Source organism: Shewanella sp. ECSMB14102 (genome assembly GCF_000813075.1).
GTDB classification, from domain to species: Bacteria; Pseudomonadota; Gammaproteobacteria; order Enterobacterales; family Shewanellaceae; genus Shewanella; species Shewanella indica.
This window is the reverse complement of the sequence record NZ_JWGX01000025.1, coordinates 15198-34601: the sequence shown is the minus strand read 5'-3', so window position 1 is coordinate 34601 and position 19404 is coordinate 15198. Positions and strand designations below refer to the sequence as shown.

14 protein-coding genes, 1 tRNA gene and 1 pseudogene are annotated in these 19404 nt (G+C 47.2%); 9 read left to right on the top strand and 7 right to left on the bottom strand.

Features of this window, described 5'->3' with window-relative positions:
* Nucleotides 1-448: 448 nt before the first annotated feature.
* Nucleotides 449-661: pseudogene (locus RC73_RS20080) on the top strand (alpha-amylase family glycosyl hydrolase); the annotation flags it as partial.
* Nucleotides 662-1432: 771 nt separating this feature from the next.
* Complete coding sequence (locus RC73_RS09235; protein WP_039034376.1) at nt 1433-2422, top strand: hypothetical protein; 990 nt, start codon at nt 1433-1435, stop codon at nt 2420-2422.
* A 716-nt stretch (nt 2423-3138) separates the two neighbouring features.
* On the opposite strand, the gene RC73_RS09230 is transcribed toward RC73_RS09235, so the two are convergent.
* Nucleotides 3139-4023, bottom strand: a complete 885-nt coding sequence (locus tag RC73_RS09230) for a LysR substrate-binding domain-containing protein (protein ID WP_200887992.1) — start codon at nt 4021-4023, stop codon at nt 3139-3141.
* Between the two features lie 272 nt (nt 4024-4295).
* Between RC73_RS09230 and RC73_RS09225 the strand changes: the two genes are divergently transcribed.
* The 5 genes from RC73_RS09225 to RC73_RS09205 all read left to right on the top strand — a co-directional run bounded on the left by RC73_RS09225 (nt 4296) and on the right by RC73_RS09205 (nt 12336).
* Nucleotides 4296-6299, top strand: coding sequence for a BCCT family transporter (locus RC73_RS09225; protein WP_039034375.1), 2004 nt, complete (start codon nt 4296-4298; stop codon nt 6297-6299).
* A gap of 891 nt (nt 6300-7190) precedes the next feature.
* On the top strand, nt 7191-8513 hold the full coding sequence (locus RC73_RS09220) for a tyrosine-type recombinase/integrase (RefSeq protein WP_039034374.1): 1323 nt from the start codon (nt 7191-7193) through the stop codon (nt 8511-8513).
* A gap of 369 nt (nt 8514-8882) precedes the next feature.
* Nucleotides 8883-9902 (top strand): retron St85 family RNA-directed DNA polymerase, encoded by a 1020-nt coding sequence (locus RC73_RS09215; RefSeq protein ID WP_052248111.1) that lies wholly within the window; start codon nt 8883-8885, stop codon nt 9900-9902.
* A gap of 2 nt (nt 9903-9904) precedes the next feature.
* The gene (locus RC73_RS09210; RefSeq protein ID WP_160289570.1) at nt 9905-11557 is read left to right on the top strand and encodes an AAA family ATPase; all 1653 of its coding nucleotides are present in this window, start codon (nt 9905-9907) and stop codon (nt 11555-11557) included.
* 8 nt (nt 11558-11565) lie between these two features.
* Complete coding sequence (locus RC73_RS09205; protein WP_160289569.1) at nt 11566-12336, top strand: retron system putative HNH endonuclease; 771 nt, start codon at nt 11566-11568, stop codon at nt 12334-12336.
* Between the two features lie 18 nt (nt 12337-12354).
* On the opposite strand, the gene RC73_RS19870 is transcribed toward RC73_RS09205, so the two are convergent.
* The 6 genes from RC73_RS19870 to RC73_RS09175 all read right to left on the bottom strand — a co-directional run bounded on the left by RC73_RS19870 (nt 12355) and on the right by RC73_RS09175 (nt 17562).
* Nucleotides 12355-14184, bottom strand: a complete 1830-nt coding sequence (locus tag RC73_RS19870) for a replication endonuclease (protein ID WP_052248110.1) — start codon at nt 14182-14184, stop codon at nt 12355-12357.
* Complete coding sequence (locus tag RC73_RS19865; protein WP_052248109.1) at nt 14177-14578, bottom strand: hypothetical protein; 402 nt, start codon at nt 14576-14578, stop codon at nt 14177-14179. The genes RC73_RS19870 and RC73_RS19865 overlap by 8 nt, the downstream gene beginning before the upstream one ends.
* 276 nt (nt 14579-14854) lie before the next feature.
* Nucleotides 14855-15043: a helix-turn-helix domain-containing protein gene (locus RC73_RS09190; RefSeq protein ID WP_039034371.1), complete on the bottom strand. Its 189-nt coding sequence runs from the start codon at nt 15041-15043 to the stop codon at nt 14855-14857.
* Between the two features lie 118 nt (nt 15044-15161).
* Nucleotides 15162-16061 carry a hypothetical protein gene (locus RC73_RS09185; protein WP_039034370.1) on the bottom strand — a complete coding sequence of 300 codons (900 nt, stop codon included), beginning with the start codon at nt 16059-16061 and terminating at the stop codon, nt 15162-15164.
* Between the two features lie 212 nt (nt 16062-16273).
* Nucleotides 16274-16349: transfer RNA gene (locus RC73_RS09180), tRNA-Arg, on the bottom strand.
* Nucleotides 16350-16404: 55 nt separating this feature from the next.
* Nucleotides 16405-17562: a flagellar assembly protein FlgT gene (locus RC73_RS09175; protein WP_039034369.1), complete on the bottom strand. Its 1158-nt coding sequence runs from the start codon at nt 17560-17562 to the stop codon at nt 16405-16407.
* Between the two features lie 698 nt (nt 17563-18260).
* Between RC73_RS09175 and RC73_RS09170 the strand changes: the two genes are divergently transcribed.
* Nucleotides 18261-18911 carry a FlgO family outer membrane protein gene (locus RC73_RS09170; protein ID WP_052248108.1) on the top strand — a complete coding sequence of 217 codons (651 nt, stop codon included), beginning with the start codon at nt 18261-18263 and terminating at the stop codon, nt 18909-18911.
* Nucleotides 18911-19378, top strand: coding sequence for an LPP20 family lipoprotein (locus tag RC73_RS09165; protein ID WP_039034368.1), 468 nt, complete (start codon nt 18911-18913; stop codon nt 19376-19378). Before RC73_RS09170 ends, RC73_RS09165 begins: the two co-directional genes overlap by 1 nt.
* The last annotated feature ends 26 nt before the right edge of the window (nt 19379-19404 follow it).

Sequence of the window (19404 nt, the reverse complement as noted above, 5' to 3'; positions counted from 1 at the left end):
CGGCAAAGTGGTGCTAAGATGGCCATTATCAGTCCTTGGACGAGTGGTGGGTTTGTTTGGCGATAGATCTGAACGCTCAAACAGGACTGAGTTCCCTTCCTGTGATCTACTATTTGGAACAGTTATTTAGTCTGAAGGGCTTGGGCATTAACGAAGGAGATGCCTTAGCTTCTGGGAAATTAACTCCACAAATACAGGACAGCCATATCTTTTTGATGTTTCACACAGCCTCGACTAGGCTTTGAAATACCCATCAAAGCTCAGTCGAGGTTGGTTATGACCACTGCCCGTCGCCAGTTGATAGATGTTGAAATAAGTCAAATACAGGACAGCCATATCTTTTTGATGTTTCACACAAGTCAAATACAGGACAGCCATATCTTTTTGATGTTTCACACAGCCTCGACTAGGCTTTGAAATACCCATCAAAGCTCAGTCGAGGTTGGTTATGACCACTGCCCGTCGCCAGTTGATAGATGCTGAAAGTACGCCCTTTTATCACGTGATTAACCGTTGCGTGAGAAGGGCATTTTTGTGTGGTGAAGATGCACTGTCGGGGCGCAGTTACGAGCATAGACGTGGCTGGATAGTGGATAAAATCAGGCAGTTGTCGTCAATATTCTGCATCGACGTTTGCGCTTATGCGGTCATGAGCAAAAATACAGGACAGCCATATCTTTTTGATGTTTCACACAGCCTTGACTAGGCTTTGAAATACCCATCAAAGCTCAGTCGAGGTTGGTTATGACCACTGCCCGTCGCCAGTTGATAGATGTTGAAATAAGTCAAATACAGGACAGCCATATCTTTTTGATGTTTCACACAAGTCAAATACAGGACAGCCATATCTTTTTGATGTTTCACACAGCCTCGACTAGGCTTTGAAATACCCATCAAAGCTCAGTCGAGGTTGGTTATGACCACTGCCCGTCGCCAGTTGATAGATGTTGAAATAAGTCAAATACAGGACAGCCATATCTTTTTGATGTTTCACACAAGTCAAATACAGGACAGCCATATCTTTTTGATGTTTCACACAGCCTCGACTAGGCTTTGAAATACCCATCAAAGCTCAGTCGAGGTTGGTTATGACCACTGCCCGTCGCCAGTTGATAGATGTTGAAATAAGTCAAATACAGGACAGCCATATCTTTTTGATGTTTCACACAAGTCAAATACAGGACAGCCATATCTTTTTGATGTTTCACACAGCCTCGACTAGGCTTTGAAATACCCATCAAAGCTCAGTCGAGGTTGGTTATGACCACTGCCCGTCGCCAGTTGATAGATGTTGAAATAAGTCAAATACAGGACAGCCATATCTTTTTGATGTTTCACACAAGTCAAATACAGGACAGCCATATCTTTTTGATGTTTCACACAGCCTCGACTAGGCTTTGAAATACCCATCAAAGCTCAGTCGAGGTTGGTTATGACCACTGCCCGTCGCCAGTTGATAGATGTTGAAAGTACGCCCTTTTACCACGTGATTAATCGCTGCGTGAGAAGGGCATTTTTGTGTGGTGAAGATGCACTGTCGGGGCGCAGTTACGAGCATAGACGTGGCTGGATAGTGGATAAAATCAGGCAGTTGTCGTCAATATTCTGCATCGACGTTTGCGCTTATGCGGTCATGAGTAATCACTACCATTTGGTGCTCAAAATCGACCTTGCTGCGCAACAATCGTTGTCACCATTTGAAGTCATCGAGCGTTGGACATTGCTCTTTAGCGGCAATCCTGTGGCGGCAAAGTTCCTCAAGGGCGATAGTCTCTCAGAAGGTGAGCGAATACTGTTGGATACGCTGATTAGCGATTGGCAGGAACGCCTTGGCAGTATCAGTTGGTTTATGCGCTGTTTAAACGAAGATATCGCCCGCAAGGCCAATCGAGAAGATGGTTGCAAGGGCGTATTCTGGGAAGGACGCTTTAAGTCGCAGGCGCTGCTCGATGAACAGGCGCTGCTGGCCTGCATGATGTACGTGGATTTAAATCCCATTCGCGCAGGTATTGCAGATTCGCTGCAAACTTCTGATTATACATCCATTCAGGAGCGCATAGAAGAAGTTGCTGAGCCTGCAACTGCCAACGCTTCACTTAAGCCGCTGCTGCAATTTGATGGTGCAGCCACTGCCGCCGAACAAAGCGGTATCCCGTTTCATTTTGCCGACTATCTGGAACTGATTGATTGGACAGGCCGGGCGATGCGGGAAGACAAGCATGGCTTTATTGCCTGTTCCAGGCCCAAACTGCTGCTTGAGCTTGGTATCAGCGATGATGCCTGGATAACTTCCGCCAAGGAGTTTCGCCGTCAGTACAGTGGCATGAGTGGCCGATGGGATGCAATGTGTGCCATGAAGGCCAAATATGGCGGTAAATGGTGCCGGGGTAAGCAACAAAGCCAAGCAATACATCCCCATTAACTTTAAGCCGTTGGAAATTTTGCAGAAACAGGCTTAAGCCTGCCGTAGGCATGCCTAGCAACCGCAGTTTTTGTATGAAGCACGCAGATTACTCGTCTTAGAGAGTCTACTTCCAATAATTCATCGTCATTTATAAGAGATTGAGACCGCAAGGTATGCTTCCAGGTGGTCCGTAAAATGTTTAGGATGTCCTGTGGTTCAATGTTTAGGATGTCCTGTGGTTCTTGTATGAAGCACGCAGATTACTTGTCTCAGAGAGTCTACTTCGAATAATTCATCGTCATTTATAAGAGATTGAGACCGCAAGGTATGCTTCCAGGTGGTCCGTAAAATGTTTAGGATGTCCTGTGGTTCAATGTTTAGGATGTCCTGTGGTTCTTGTATGAAGCACGCAGATTACTTGTCTCAGAGAGTCTACTTCGAATAATTCATCGTCATTTATAAGAGATTGAGACCGCAAGGTATGCTTCCAGGTGGTCCGTAAAATGTTTAGGATGTCCTGTGGTTCAATGTTTAGGATGTCCTGTGGTTCTTGTATGAAGCACGCAGATTACTTGTCTCAGAGAGTCTACTTCGAATAATTCATCGTCATTTATAAGAGATTGAGACCGCAAGGTATGCTTCCAGGTGGTCCGTAAAATGTTTAGGATGTCCTCTGGTTCTCTAGTGGTTCTCAACTATGCCACTACAATAGATGGAGCAACGCCTCTGTAAGTTTAACTCACTGACCTATGGATATATTTTCGGATCCCGTTGGCAAGACGGCGTGTGGCTTCATTGGTTTCGGCTTCAGGTTGTAAATGGAGTGCAATTTCCGTCATGGGTAGCGTGGGCATTCCATGCTCAGATGTCAGGATCTGCAAGCCTGAAGGCACCATGGAAGGAGTGAGGATCGTCACAGCAAGCCCCGCTCTGACAGCAGCAGTTAACCCTGACAGACTGGCACTCGTATAGGCGATCCGCCACGGAATACCTGCACTCTTGAGCGCATCGATCCCTCGTTGACGAAAAATACAGAGCCCATCTTTCGAGACCGCCAGCGGCAGAGGTTGCCGTTTTTGGATCTCAAGTCGGTCTGCACCGACCCAGACGGTCTGCTCTTGGCAGAGCACTTCACCACCCGGACTTTTAGGTTGTCGAGTGGTGATGGCTAAATCGAGCATTTTCGCCTGCATCTGATCGAGCAACTCGACACTCAATCCACAATAAACCTGTAGCTCTACATCTGGAAAGCGACGCTCAAACTCCGACAAGACCGTTGGCATATAGACTAAATAATCATCGGGGATCCCCAGCCGCACGCTCCCATCGATCCTCGGCTCAACGATATCTTGCCATGCCAATGCATTTTGGCTGAGCAATCGCCTAGCGTGCAGTAAGACCTTCCGTCCCACTGGGGTCGGGAACGGGATCCGCTGACCTTTCTCTAGCAGAGGCGTTCCAACCTGACTTTCGAGCCGTTTCACATGAGCACTGATGGTGGACTGTGCCAGATGCAAGGCTTCAGCAGCAGCAGTAAAACCTTGGCTATCGATCACTTGCACAAAGGTTTTGAGCAGCACCAAATCAAAAGGACGACTTTTCAACGGTTCTATTATCACGTTTCATAATACCTCTATCGGAAATTATTGTTTTCATAATATCGGCTCATCTTTCACAATACCAGCCATATGAAACAAGCTGCCCTTCGCCCTGAACCACATGTTTTCGCCAGCACTCACAATCGTGACTAGGTTTTCACGTTCACGTTTGCTGCATCGTCCATATTTGCCCACCTTTTCAGCATCTCATCGATGCAAGCTCGGCGCACAAGAGCAGATCAGGCTGCGAAGCGACCATCCACCCACAATAAGGTGAATAAAGCCATCTGATTATGAGTAATCCAACTGAAGTCACGAAACCCCGTATGGCGGGGATCAACCCACCTGTTTTTTATCCATCCGCAGGACTCATTGTCCTGTTCGTCCTATTTACCATCGCGATGCCTGAAACCGCAGGCCGTTGGTTTGGTTCGCTCCAATCATGGATCATTGAGACATTTGGATGGTTTTATCTCCTCTCAATGGGGTTTTACCTGATTGTCACACTGATCCTCGCGTTTAGCCGATTTGGGAAAATCAAACTGGGACCAGACCACAGCAAACCCGAATACAGCTCTCGCTCGTGGTTTGCGATGCTGTTCTCCGCTGGGATGGGGATAGGATTAATATTCTATGGGGTGGCCGAGCCCGTCTTTCACTTTGCAAACCCACCAGAGGGTGAGCCGCAAACCGTTGAGGCTGCACGTCAGGCGATGACCCACACCTTCTTCCACTGGGGTGTCCATGCCTGGGGCGTTTACGCCATTGTGGCCCTGGCGTTGGGCTATTTTAGTTTTCGTCATGGTTTGCCACTGCGGATCAGCTCAGCACTCTACCCGATCATCGGCAAACGAATTTACGGCCCGATTGGGTATGCCGTTGATATTTTAGCGGTCTTTGGAACCATGTTTGGGATCGCAACCTCCCTTGGACTGGGCGTGTTACAGATCAATTCCGGCTTAAACTATCTGTTTGAGATCCCCTTTGGCACGTTCACCCAATTGGTTCTCATCGCGATTGTAACCGTCATGGCAACCCTCTCGGTGGTGACCGGATTGGATAATGGGATCCGCCGTTTATCGGAGTGGAACCTAAATCTTGCTGCCGTGTTACTGATCTTCGTGGCCATCACGGGCCCCACACTCTTTATTTTCCAGTCACTGGCCCAGAATGTCGGGAGCTACATCTCCTCGCTGGTCGAAATGACTTTCAATAGCTATGCCTACATCAACAGTGACAAAACCAACTCTTTTTTAGGCGGATGGACGCTGTTCTATTGGGCCTGGTTCATTGCTTGGTCACCCTTTGTCGGCATGTTCGTGGCCAGAATTTCACGCGGACGGACCATCAAAGAGTTTGTCTTGGGTGTCTTATTTGTGCCTGTCGGGGTCACGATTATTTGGCTGACGGTCTTTGGGAATACGGCGCTGCACGGTATCATGACAGAGCGCATGCCGCAGTTGGTTGAGCAAGTGTTTGCGAACACCCCCACCTCGCTGTTTCGCTTCTTAGATACCTTACCCCTCGCTAGCATCTCGTCGGTGGTTGCTACCCTGTTGATTTTTACTTTCTTTGTGACGTCTTCCGATTCAGGCTCTCTGGTCATTGACACCTTAACTGCCAAAGATGGCGATGAGACACCCGCAAAACAGCGGATCTTTTGGGCTGTTTCTGAAGGTTTAGTGGCCGCGGCATTGATTTTAGCCGGGGGGCAGAATATCCTTTCTGCTTTACAAGCGGCCTCGTTAGCTTCTGCACTGCCCTTTGCACCCGTATTAATTCTGGTTGGCTTTGGACTGCTGAAGTCACTCAGACAAGAGATGGTCAAAATTGATAGTGCCCATCACCTCAGTCAAGCAACACCGAGTACTTTAGCGCGGATCCAGGAGATCGGCTGGCAGCAACATCTAGAGCAGCTCATCACGATCCCAGAGAAAACAGAAGTGCTACAGTTTTTACAACATGACATTATGGCGGTGATGCATGAAGTAGCCGACGTCTTCAAACAAAACGGGATCAACACACACATCACATCACATGAACACGCGTGTTCATTGATGGTTGACCACGGAGATGAACGTAACTTTGTCTATGGTGCTTGGGCACGAGAAGCGAGCATTCCGTCCTTTATTGGCGAACGTAGTCAATCTCGTCCCAAATCGCAGTTATACATTGAAGTCTATTTGAATGAAGGCGCTCAGCAATACAACATCTGTGGTTACAACCGCAATCAACTGATTGCTGATATTCTTGACCAATATGAGAAACATCTTCATTTCCTCAATCGGGTACGTTAGTTCCCTTTGCCCGAGATGACCACATCTCGGGCTTTGCCGCGGGAGGTAGTCTCTCCGAAAAATAACCGCAGCAATAAGTAGAATTTTCTCTGACCTCTCCCCACGGGCCAGCTAAAGCTGTTCAAATTTATTTCGGATAAATTTGTGGGAAAGGTCATAGGTATACACCTAATTCCCAGGCTCAGGCGGAACTGTGACCGTCGAAAACAGGGCCGAATTTTGTTCCCGACAAATTCGGCATTTCCTACCTCCTTGTAGGTCAGATGTTTTCGTCGAGGCTACTATCGAATTTGTTCCAGACAGATGTCGGCATACACTCCATCCATGGAGATAAGGGATGGGGTCACAACAACTTCCCAGTTTAACGGTCAGCTCACCATCCATGACTCGCGCTCGAAAGCATGTTACAGCGCAGCTCTCGTCATGTCACAGGAGAGCCTGTGCCAAAAGGACCGTTCTCGGACGTCCTGTCCTTCACGGCATTTGAGCTTCCTGCCCATCCGCACCGCAGGTGATGGGTTATTGCTTAGCGGGAAGCTAAATCCAAGTTGGTTGGCTACTTTGGGCTTTAAAACAACGATGGCTACATCACCAACTCAATGTTTTTAAAAGAGAAAACTATCAGAGAACAAAATCATTAATTTGAAGCGCCTGAATCGGCAGAGGATGGGTTCTAAAAAAGCTTGAGACTTATGCAAGCAGGCACAAGAAGAAAATGCTGGTCTCCCCACAGGAGAGATTTTTCACTTTTACCGACCTTAATCAAAATTAACGAAATTATATAATACAATGAGTTACGTGATTTTGACTTGTATTGACTTTAACCAAAATTAGTCTAATTTACTCCCTAAGGCGGCACATAGGCGGCACAGGATTTGGAGCTAAGTGTAAATGGACGCAGAAATTTCTTTCACTAAACGTGCTTTTGAACAGCTTAAAGGCGGCACAAAGAGGTATCGTTTGGCCGATTCCGGCCATTGGGACTCGGTGAACGGGCTTATTTTGGAGGTTATGCCCAGCGGGAAGAAGTTTTTCCGCTTCCGCCGCAAGCACTTGGGGAAGGACACTTCTGTCACCATTGGCGAGTTTCCAAACGTCACCATTGAGAAAGCACGCAAATTTGCCAAGCAGATTGCCTTGCAGTTTGCCGAAGGGGAAAACCCCAACGAAGCCAAGCGGCTTGCCAAAGAAGAAATGGCCCGCCGTGATGCGCTTACCATGTCGGTACAGGATCTCTTCGATGGCTGGGAAGCCGAATTCTTGCTTAAGATAAAAACCGGCGAGCGGCGGCCCAAGTCATTGCAAGATGCGCGCTCAACATGGGTAAACCACCTCCAAGCCCCCATAGGGCATATAGAAGTCAGCAGTATCGATCCAATCGGGGCTGAGAACCTGTTAAAGCGCATTCTTACCAAAAGCTCGGCAGCGGTTCGCAATAAATGCCTAACCCTGCTCAAGTCCATGTATGCCGGACAAGAACACAATCCCTTTATCAAAGTCAGAAAACTGACAGAGGTGAAGCGTGAACGGATTTTGAATCAGGATGAAGTGCGCAGGCTGCTTGAAAGCCTAAACAGCGAGCGGCCCCTGTACCGCGACATAGTGATGATGTTGCTGCTCACCGGGCAGCGCAAAAGCTGTGTGCTCAGTATGGAGTGGCGTGAGATAGACAAAGACCGGGGCATTTGGCTTATCCCTACCTCTAAGATGAAGGCCAAAAAGGCCCATGCCGTGCCCCTGACCAAAGAGGCCATGGAAATTCTCACCCGGCGCAGTGCAGAAGCCGTTGCAGGGCAGCGGTTTGTGTTTCCCTCAGAAAACAGCCTTACAGGCCATGTGACAGAAAAGTCCAGTCAGGGCAGCTTCTGGCATCGGATAACTGACAGGGCAGGTTTACGGGGCGAAGGTAAGGGCGAGAGCGTCACCATTCACGACCTAAGGCGAACCATAGCCAGTTGGAGCGTAATGCGCGGCGGCAACATCCAAACCACCAGTAAGCTGCTGGGACACAGTGATATCAGTATCACCGCCAGCACCTATGCCCACTTGGACATTGAGCAGGTACGGCGAGAACTTAGGATCACCACAGCGGCCTTGCTGGGTCGGAATGTAAAGGCAGAAGAAAGCAGGGTAGAGCGGCTGGTTAGAGAGATAGGTGAACTCTCGCCGGAAGAGCGGCGAGAGTTGCTTAAGAGATGCGGTTTGGCGAGATGAATAGTCAATAAATCTTGATGTTACAGTTCTGCAGTAAGTGAGAAGCTGTTCAATGTTGTAATAGAAAAACAAAGGATGTACGAAAGGTTAGGGCCAATCATTGAACCGCAAACATATGATTGTTATGCTTAGAGTGCTCTTTAGCGTTTTGGGCTTTTAAGGTGTTCAATGATCAATCTAATCAGCCTAGTCGGGTGTATAGCCAGACTGAAACTTATTGAACGGGATTTAGGTTGCGAAAGCAAGAAATTGCTACGTTGCCTAAATCTTAGTCGATTTAGGCAACGTAGCAATTTCTTGCTTTCGCTTCCTCCAGTAAAGAGCATTGACCCGCCCTCCTTATGAGGGCGGGTCTTCTCAAGGTTTCCCATGGAAGAACTACAGAAAAGCCTTTTGGCATCTAACCCAGTGAAAGAGTTCTTTTCACAAAAAGCATCCCATATTTTTGGAGAGTCAGGCCAAAAATTGCCAATGGCCGCAGAATCACTTGCTCTTGCAGCTTTACAGAATGTCAAAGTGCAGGGCTTTAAAATGTACAAAGTATACACTATCCCTAAAAGAAGTGGTGGGAATAGGGTTATCGCGCATCCTTCAAAAGAATTGAAAGCTTTTCAACGTGGGCTGGTTGATATTCTTGAAAGTGAGTTACCGATTCATTCATGTGCACATGCTTATGTTAAAAGAAAAAGCATAAAAAGTAATGCGATGGCGCATGCCAAAAATCAATATTTGTTAAAAATGGATTTTCTTAATTTTTTTAATAGTGTTGATATTGAACTTTTGGCGAAGGCTTGCTCAGGAAATAAAAAAATAGAAGAAGTGGGCTTAATGCAGTTTGCTAACTTGGTTTTTTGGTCGCCGACTAAACAACGAGATGGAAAATTAGTGCTAAGTGTTGGAGCTCCGACATCACCATTGTTATCAAATTTTGTACTATACGAATTTGACAATCTAATTTCTTTAGTATGTAACTCTATGCATGTTACATATACAAGATACGCTGACGATCTGTTCTTTTCGACTAACGAAGCGGATATTCTTAAAAGTGTACCCAATATAGTTAAATACTTTCTTGATTATATATATGGTGATAAATTGCGAGTGAATGACGCAAAGACCGCGTTTAGTTCGAAAGCTCACAATAGGCATGTGACTGGGTTGGTAATAGCAAACTCTGGAAGAATATCTCTCGGCCGAGAAAGGAAACGATTTATCAAGTCGTTGGTTTATAAATCGACAAAAAATGAATTGGATGTCGAGGAGTTAAACTCCTTGATGGGACTCTTGTCATTCAGCCAACATGTTGAACCTGATTTCATCATGAGACTCGTGTGTAAGTTTGGTCAAGATGCTGTTGATTATATAGTAAATGCTCAATGGAGGGGCTAGCCGTGGAGCGCACTTATACACATAGAAAAAGAACATTTGAGGATATTAAAAGTGGCGCTGATAAGGGGCATCTAGGTGACCAGTATACGGCTAGCCAATGGTATCGAGATGGTCGCTTTTCTGTTGAAAAAAACGAAATTCTTTACAAGGAATATTTTTCAAGTATCCATGAAAATATTTTAAATTGTAGGCCATACTTTACCTTGTTGGATATTGATGGTTACAAAGGTATAAAATCTATTGATGGTGCTATTGAATTTGATAGTAGAATAAATTTATTGATTGGTAAGAATGGAAGTGGAAAAACAACAGTATTAGAATGTTTGACACTTGCCTATGGCTGGATTACTAATACAATTAAGTCAGGTTCAAATGGAAGGCCGATAAAGAAAGAAGATATTAATAGTGGGTTAAGTGTTAAAGATGCTTTTGTACAAGCAAAGTTAAATGTTGGCGTACATTCTGATTTTGAATTGGTATTAGCGAAATCCAAAGCTGAAGATAGTTCAAAGGCCAGAAGTTACCTAGAGGAATTTAAAAAGCTAGGTAGCATTTATGCAGATTTGAATTCAACTTACGCTGATTTGTCGCTGCCTATTTTTGTGTTTTATCAAGCAAGTCGCTCTTTCGATGTTAATGCTGAAAGTACAAAATTTGATTTTGAATCGCCACTACAAAAAGCAAATAAGCTATCTGCTTATGATAATTGTTTTGGTGAGCTTGGGAATTATAAGAAACTACTGGAATGGTTAGTCTCAACTAAAAGTAAAAAAAGTGATTTTAATGATGAGGTTATTGGCAAGATATCATCAATCACTGCTCAATTGGAGCAAGTTAGAAAAACCAAAAATAGTTTGCCAGAATATGCCCTGTTGGATGAAAGAATTGTTGGAATATTGAAAGGGCAAGAAGATAGTCTAACGCTTGAAATTGAAAAACTAAATACGAAGCTAGATACATCTGTAACGTTGGTTGATTTAATAAAAGAAGTGGTTTCAAAGTTTTTTCGTATTGAAAATTTAAGAACTGTTGTTACAAGCGATTCAGTAAACATTGTTTTCGATAAGGATGGCGCGACTGTTAACGCATCAGAATTATCTCATGGTGAAAAATCATTGTTTGCTTTAGTCTCTGATATCGCTAGAAGATTGTATTTGCTCAACCCTATGGCAAACGATGTAGAAAGTGTTCTTTGCGGCTCAGGTGTTGTTCTTATTGATGAGATTGAAGTACACCTTCATCCTAGATGGCAGCAGATGGTCATCCCAAAACTGTTGGAGATATTTAAGAATATCCAATTTATTGTCACTACTCATAGTCCGCAAGTAGTAACAACAGTTCAAGAAAATTGTATTACCATTCTGACAAGTGAAAGAGGTGAAATTAAACTATCTCGTCCTAGTTTTTCATATGGCTCTGAAGTGGACGCTGCCTTAGAAGATATCTTTGGTGTTGAATCTAGAGCGGAAGAACTGGAAATTGTTAAAAAGCTTGCCAAATATAAAGAACTCATCAAGCAAAACAATTTTGATTCAGAAGAGTTTTCTAAACTTGAGAAGGCATTAACACTTTGGGCTGGTAATCATGATCCCGTCATCAAAAAGCTCAAAATGGATGTTATTTTGAGAAAGCGCAGGGCAAGTGAAAAAAAATGAAAAGGATTGTGAAAGACATTGAGCCGGAAATTCTTCGTCAATATCGCGAGAATAACCCAGCTGACGACTGGAAAAAAGGGTTTTACAAGAACTCTGGTAAAGATGGTTATCCTAGCGTAAGGGATTGTTTAATTGCTGAGCAAGGTGGGTTGTGTGTTTATTGTGAAATTGATTTGAAAATCGATGAGAATGCAAATAACGATTTTAGAGTAGAGCATTTTTACCCTGATAATCCACGGGATGATGCTTCAAGAGTTGGGGATGGAATAAACTACTCCCTTCACTGGGATAACTTATTCGGTTGCTGTCATGGTGGTAATGTTGAAACGGTTGTAGATAAAGCAGTAAGGTATACAGCGCCGAACGTACATTGTGATATTGATAAGGGGAATCAAGATTGGACTGGTATTCTATTAAATCCCATTTCAGATATCCCTAGCTATCCATCAGTATTCATATTTGATGAAGATGGGTTGGTCAATGTCAATCAAGCTGATGAGCTTATACCTCTTAGAGAAAAAATCAGTAATTCTATTACGCTGCTCAATTTGCACTCTAAGGAGTTGTGTAAGCTGAGAGCTGCTATTGTTGACAAATTAAGAGAGGAAATAGAATTAATGTTGGAGTCGGGAAATAGCATTGAGAACGCTACGTATTACCTTGCTCAAACTTATATGAGTAAGAATGAAAATGGACTGTTTAATTCACCCTTCTTTTCAACGATACGCTGGTATTTGGGCCCAGAAGCCGACCGGTATTTGAAGTCTGTTGGCTATTGATTTTTTGTACACGTACACTTATTGACAGCACTCCAAGGAAAAGCGGTCTGTGCTCCCTACTTGCGAGAGCGTCCATTGGTGGACTCGGGTGATTATTTCCACCCCAAAGCTGACAATGCCTCTTAGGCGGGTTAGGGCTTCATCACCGTAGCGGTTGGTTTTGATTGGCGGAATTTCCTGAAAATCCCGGATTACGTCCAGAGTCGTTCCCGCATTTAATTCCGCGATTCCCCGGAACTCGTCCGGGCCTGAACCCGGAATCCCGGCTCCAATTCCAGCAAGTGTTTCTGAACTTTCGGGGATGGTTCCGAGGCGTGTTTCTGGTGCTATTTCCGGGCTATTCCGGGAATGTTCAGGATTTCCGGGAATGGTTTCCGGAAGTGCCTCCGGATTTTTCTTGGCTTCCTGCACCTGTTCATATAAGGGGCGGATCACTTGCTCCTGCCGTTTGCAGAATACGCCGCCCATTTGTTCGGTGTAGCTTTGCCAGTCGCCTTGGTCTGCGCTCTGGCGAATTGATTCAATCCAATTCAGCTCAGCGGCCTTAATGGCTTCCATGCGTCTTAGTTCCCGCCATACGGTGACACTGGCCCCGCCCAATTGTTGAAACTGGCGAATGCCCCACAGCGAGGCCCAAGCGCGAACCCGGACGGCTGAGTCTTTGGCATCCTTGCCATACAGGTCTTGGTCTATGCCTTCACCATCGATGTTCTTGGAGATGTACTTGGCGATATAGCCAGTTGCAGAGCCTTTGCTTGGGTCTATCTTTTCCACCTTAAGGCGGTGTTTGGCTGCGCCCGGCTCATTGCCGTCTTCTTCAAAGGCGTAACGGTGAAATATTTTTAGCAGGGCTTGGGATTGCTCGGGTTCAACAAACAGTAGCAGGTGCCAATGGGGCGTGCCGTCATGGTGGGGTTCGGCGACTCGAAAGCCAAAAATACTAACGCCCTGATTGCCAAGGGCGGCGCGAATACGCTCAAAGGTGCGGCGAAGGTATTGCTGACCATCGAGCGGGGTTGCGCCGTTCCAGTTGGGATTTTTGCTGCCGGATTTGGACAGGCTGCGATGATACTTCGACGGACAGGTGAGGGTGATAAACAGCGCCTGATGGCCCATGGCTTTGCTGCATTCTTCAAAGCCTCGGGTTCTGACCATCAGTTCTTGTCTGCGAATGCTGGGATTGGACACATTCAGGCTTGAGAGTTCGGCAAGGCTGGCACTGTAACCCAGCTCATTGGTGGCTATGGTGCTTTCCAAAAAGCTTTGGTTTTCCTGCCAGCGGTGACGGATTTTGCCAAGGCCCAGGTTGCTGATGTAAATCCCCTTGGCACGGTTTACCTGGTTGTAGCGCCGTGAAAGGGTTTCACCTTCCCTGATGTGTTTGGTTTTAAGCTTTCTGCGCCACCACTGCTCGTCTTTGGCGCGATTGATTGCGCCTTTAACCTTTATGGCGTCATCCTCAGCAATAAGGCCCAAGGCGATGGCTTTCAAAACCCGCTTGGCAAGCGGTGGCGGTGTGATGCCTTGGCTTTGGATGTAGCCAGCAATCAGTGCATAAAGCGTGGCCAAATTCAGGCGCGGATTGTTGGCAAGAAGCCTTAGCACATGGCGGGAGTGGATCTTGGCTGCCTGTATGCAATCTCTGTCTTGAATGTTGATGTGATAGAAGCGCTCAGACTTTCCCATAACGGCGGCAATGACTTTACGCTCGCCCAGTACATGCAGGTTTGCTTCCCGGCGAGAGTCTTTGGCGGCATAGTCGGCCATGATTTCCTGCCGGAATACCTCGGGCACACCATAAAGCTGTTTGTTCAGCCATTCGCTATCGTGGGGATGGACTTCAGGCATGGTCGGCCCCCATTAACGAGTTGCTTTTAGGCAAAGCAGTTTTCGCAAACAGGGCGGCAAGCTGTTGCCCCTTGGGGCTTAGACTGACCCGGCCCCAACGCATTCCGGCAAAGAAGCAATCCTGCTCCAGTGTCAGCCCTTCCCGTTTGAGCGCAAACAGGCTGCGCTTATTGAAGTGGCCGGGATAATCCGGCATTTCGGCGACCTTACCTAAATCAGGGCAAAGTTCGGTGCAGACCTCCACCGAACGGCCCTGTGCCAGCCATGTCAGCAAGGTCGCCTGTTCGGTACTGAGTTGGGTATCTGCTTTGGTGAGGTACGGTGATGCCGTTACCAAATTCGGTAAAGGCTTTCGGTTGCCGTTATGGTGCTTGTTCCGCTTCGCTTTGCTCATGGCTGCGCCTCCCCAAGCTGGGGTGCCGAACTATGGCAAGTAGAGTAGGGCCAATTCGGGATGGATGTTTCGGCCCCCGTTAGGTAACGGGCACCGAATTTGGTCATTGAACCGTACCCATTAACGGTGCCTGTACCCGTTGGGATTTTGGGGTGCGTACCCGTTAACGGGTACATGGGGCGAATAGTCGTTAACGGGTACATGGCCCCGTTATGTAACCTAATGGGACGATTGCAGCGGTTGGGTAAACGCCCCTTAATTGATTTTGAGTTTCGCTTAAAGAGTGTGCTCATAGACCCTCCCGTTAACGAAGGTGTCTATGTCGATTTGGCGGTACATCACCCGCCGCCCAACTTTGACGAACTTGAGAGGGTAGCGCCCGGTACAGCGCCAAACGGATAGGGTGCCTTCAGTCACGCCAAGCGTCTTGGCAACTTCGGCAGGGGTTAACAATGGATTTGTCATGGTTGCTCCTGATCAATTTGAATGAGTCAGGAGCAAGGTTAGGGAAGGGCGGTTAGGATTTATTCACGGATAGCTGCTTGAAGGTACATTCTAGCCGCTTGAAACTACATTCTAGCGGCTAGAATGTATTTTTTTGGCTTTGTCTTAGCCAGTTATAGAGTGTGCGAGGCCCATTAATATCGCTCGTAAAGTGGAAGCCATTTTGAATGCCAATACTTTTGACCTGTGGGTAAAGCGTATCAGCTGCTTGACTCATGTTTTTAAACCTGCCAGCTCGGAAAAGCTCAATTGCTGCCGCTTTGGTTTTTTCGGCGGGTTCGTGACGTTTAGAGGCTCCTGCTTTGCCTGCTTTTGCTGCATTTTCCGTTATTCCCTTAACCATCAACACATGATCCCTAGTGGCCTTGGTGGACTCAGCAGCATGTCCAACCATGTTCTCCACTAAAATGTCGGTAAAGAGTTTGGCTTGGTCAGTCAAGCCAGCGATCTGACAGGCCAACACACTTTTTAAGTAAGTGAAGGCCGTATCACGTTGGGCGTTGGTGAAGTTCCTAAACAAGACTTGAGTAAATGCCTTTACGGGAGCCAATGACGTCTCTTCAAAGTCCGGGTTATAGATTCGGATAAGCTCAATCAGGGACTGAGACGCTGAAACGCGCTTTGCAAGTTCAACATCATCGATGCCGTCAATCATGCTGAGAAACATCCGAGCAAGAGCGCCAAAGGACTTGGCTCTTGCTTCGTATAGTTCATCGAAAGTTTGTAGCCCGTTGTCCACTTTGCCTAAAGCTTCCATGTTTCCTTCAGGTGCAAGGCCGCCTACTAAGGATTCACTTTGTTGGACTCTTTTGATGAATAGGAGTAAGCCATCAATGACTTCATCGAACTCTTTTGGGAGTTCTCCATCTTTGATTGCTTGGGCTAGAGGATTGTCCGGATAATCACTCATTCCGTCCAACAAGAAGGCGATCAAGAGTTCCCTTTCAGTTGGGAAATTGAATGCTGAATCTGTGGTCATTCCGTTTACCTGTTCATTCATTTGGCATTGAACAAAAACTAACGGAAATCAGCGGGATAGTCCAGAAAACGGGCGAACAGTACAAAAAGGGGATTTTTACAAAAGGGGCGAAATTTTTTTTGAAAAAATGCCTGTTCTGAGGCGGCACATAGGCGGCACAGGATTTGCCTGATTTTGTAAGTGATTGGTTTAGAAGTGAAAAGAGGTCTATCTGGTCTCCCCACAGGGACTCGAACCCCGATCGGTCGCTTAGGAGGCGACTGCTCTATCCTGTTGAGCTATAGGGAGACGCCAGTGATTATACTGGTTTTCACCCGGATGAAAAGGCTTTGGATTTAATTGCTTAAATCTTAATCGCGATGTCATTCACCTGAATGTTAAGGGCGGCATTTTCACCACTGAGCACTGCGATGGCACTTTCCTCTGTGACTTGATCTATGGTGATTTTCGCCCGGGTTTCTCCGGCCACGGCGCGCATCTGGTTCATGCGGTCGGGCAGGTTTTGTTGCAGCACTATTTGGAACTGATCACCCACGCGGATGCCGTTGCGTCGCCCCAGGTTGAGTATCACTCTATCCTGTTGGCGCACGACTATCTGTGCCAGCAGCGGTCTGCAGGCCAGTGCCATATCGATATCTTTACTGGCATTGGCCAGCACCTTGTCTATGGCTTGTCCATAACTGGCGCGCCAGAATCTGTCGCTGTTGGGAGGGACGGATTCATTTTTGGCAAACTCCCAGGGGGCGGAAATGCTGTAGTTCTGATACCAGATCTGCTCGCCGCTGATCCCATGATAGAGGCTGAGCTGCAACTGAAATAGCCGCAGCGGCTCGTTGTCCCATAGGCCCATAAAGCCGGATTCGACCGGTTCGGTGGAGATATCTATGATTTGCGGCAGCAACAGATATTGGCTGTCGGTAATTTCACTTATCCAGGTCGGCAGGCGGTAGCCGCGGATATTGATAAGCTCCTCTTTGATATCCAGCCGCTCGTTGGCGTGCAGGTGAGCAAAGCTGGTGGAGGATTGTTTATCCAGAGTTGCTGCTATCCGTTCGGACAGGCTTCGCTGGAAGTTTTCCAACTGACCATAACGCAGTTGGCTTCTGTCTTTAATGGCGGCCTGGGGGACCAGGATAGCGGCCTTGATGGCTGAGCTTTGGCACTTGCTATCCGGGCCGTCGAGAATATCGAGCCGCATAACCACTTTGAGCTTGTCTCCCTGGCGCATTTCGCTGACCAGTTCGACACTGCTTATCTGCGCCTGGCTGGAGAGGCTGAAATCGTTTTGGGTCAAGCGCCCCTGGCTGACACTCTGGGTCGATTGAAAACTGCCACCACGGGAGAGCAGTGCCATGTTGATGGCGTTGTCCATTGCCGCTTCCCGTGCCTGGGTTAGATTGCCATTGATTATTTTGGCTTCACCTCGGGCCTCGGTCCACTCTGCCATGGCGTTGAGGCTGATGCCCAGCAACGGCAGCAAGAACAAGGGGCACAATCTCATAAGGCGGTTCCTCAAAATGGAAGTCAGGGTGACGGAATTTTGCCGCCACTTAAGCTGGTATCGCTTGGTATTCAAATTTTATGCCAGAGAGAGGCAGGGGGTACTGTGTTATTTGTGAATGCCAGGCTAAAGAACGGCAAGCATTTGCCGATAAAGCCAAAGAAGCTTTCGACAAACCTTGTTGTCCGAAAGAGCAAGGCTGGATAAATAAGTAATACAAGTGGTTCGGCCACTTTATGTCAGTTACTACGGCCAATGAGATGCTCAATTAGGCTTATTTCTCAAGGTTGTTAAACACGACTAAACCTGAGAACTCGCCGGTGGACGCTGAGGGCTAAGGAAGGTGCGAATAAGTTCTCGTGGCACTTTCTTGATGCAGTGAGTCGGTTGCTGTGTGGCTTACTGGCCTGCCTGCTGTGTTGTGCTTCTTGCAAAGGCCTGGGGGCATTTGCCGTTGCATCCAGACCTGTAAGCCGAAGCAGAGCACATATGGGGCTTGTTCGCACCTTCCCTAAGTTCTTGGTTGGTATTTTATTTGCATAGTTTTATTGCAAATAAAAAGAGCTTGGCATTATTGGCGCTGACGATGTTACCGACACTATTACTGTCTGCAGCGTCATTGGGTCAATCCTGCAGGTATTGTATGACTGACGAAGTAGAATAAGCCTGCTGGTTCAAGGTTTACGTCAGGCTCCTGAATGAAGTTAACAGCCCACTCCGGCAACAGTGAGACGGATATTATGTATAAAGCCCTGTGTATATTGCCTTTACTTCTGCTGTCTGCCTGCAGTACGACATCACAGCAACCGCAAGCTGAGTTTAAGCCGCAACAAGCACCAGTCAATCTATTGGCGCAGCAGTTGGTGGATGAATTGGTAATCCATAATGATGCGCTCAAACCGACTCAGCCGCTATTGGTGATGACGCCTGCGATAGTGGAGGATATGCAAGGCAGTAATGCACTGGCCTCACAGCTACAGCAGAGCTTAATGACGGCTTTTCATCAGCGCGGCTTTAATCTGGTGGATTTGAACCTGGCCGAAGCGGTGCGGGTAACGCCACAGGGGGATTTTATTCTTACCCGCGACTGGCAACAATTGCCGACGGATATTGCGGTGGATCATGTACTGGTCACCAGCATGAGCCAGGCTAAAGGTGAGATCTTGTTCAACAGTCGGATTGTTAACGTCAATAACAATCGGGTGCTTTCGACGGCCGGGGCGCGGGTGCTTGAGGCGCAACTACCGGGTTATCTGGCGCCATCCCACAAGGTGGTGTCAAAAGAAGGCCTGCTTTATCGCTATGAAAACCGCGGAGAAGATAAGAGCCGGATAGTGGGAGACAAGTAATGAAGTATTGGAACAACACACTGACATTGGTCACGCTGGTATTGGCGTTAGTTCTGGGTGGCTGCGCCGATAAGGACAGATATGTGCAGTGGGAGACAGAGGCGCCAAGCAGTTTTCCCAAATTGACGGCAATAGGCTATGCCCCGCTGGCCAGCCAACCAGCCAAGGAACAGTCGCAAAAGGTGCTGATGGCGATGCAAGCATCCAAGATTGCCGCTTATCGGGAACTGGCCGAACAAGTTTATGGCCAACGTTTGTCGGCTGATAGCAAGGTCAGTGACTGGATGTTGAAAGGCGATAATATCCAGGCCTCGGTTTCCGGGGTGATCCGCGGCGCCAGGGTTGTGCGCAGTTATCCGACCGGCGATCATTATGTGACCGAGCTTGAGCTGGACTTCGCCCAGGTGTGGGATCTGTATCAGCAACAAAACCGCCCCCAGAGAGTGAAAGAGATCACTTATTTTTAGGGTTATGGGTATAAGTCAAAAGCAGC

Coding starts and splice junctions, on each gene's coding strand:
- RC73_RS09235 (WP_039034376.1), top strand. CDS start 1,433: ATGACCACTGCCCGTCGCCAGTTGATAGATGTTGAAAGTACGCCCTTT.
- RC73_RS09225 (WP_039034375.1), top strand. CDS start 4,296: ATGAGTAATCCAACTGAAGTCACGAAACCCCGTATGGCGGGGATCAAC.
- RC73_RS09220 (WP_039034374.1), top strand. CDS start 7,191: ATGGACGCAGAAATTTCTTTCACTAAACGTGCTTTTGAACAGCTTAAA.
- RC73_RS09215 (WP_052248111.1), top strand. CDS start 8,883: ATGGAAGAACTACAGAAAAGCCTTTTGGCATCTAACCCAGTGAAAGAG.
- RC73_RS19870 (WP_052248110.1), bottom strand. CDS start 14,184: ATGCCTGAAGTCCATCCCCACGATAGCGAATGGCTGAACAAACAGCTT.
- RC73_RS19865 (WP_052248109.1), bottom strand. CDS start 14,578: ATGAGCAAAGCGAAGCGGAACAAGCACCATAACGGCAACCGAAAGCCT.
- RC73_RS09190 (WP_039034371.1), bottom strand. CDS start 15,043: ATGACAAATCCATTGTTAACCCCTGCCGAAGTTGCCAAGACGCTTGGC.
- RC73_RS09185 (WP_039034370.1), bottom strand. CDS start 16,061: ATGACCACAGATTCAGCATTCAATTTCCCAACTGAAAGGGAACTCTTG.
- RC73_RS09175 (WP_039034369.1), bottom strand. CDS start 17,562: ATGAGATTGTGCCCCTTGTTCTTGCTGCCGTTGCTGGGCATCAGCCTC.
- RC73_RS09170 (WP_052248108.1), top strand. CDS start 18,261: ATGAAGTTAACAGCCCACTCCGGCAACAGTGAGACGGATATTATGTAT.
- RC73_RS09165 (WP_039034368.1), top strand. CDS start 18,911: ATGAAGTATTGGAACAACACACTGACATTGGTCACGCTGGTATTGGCG.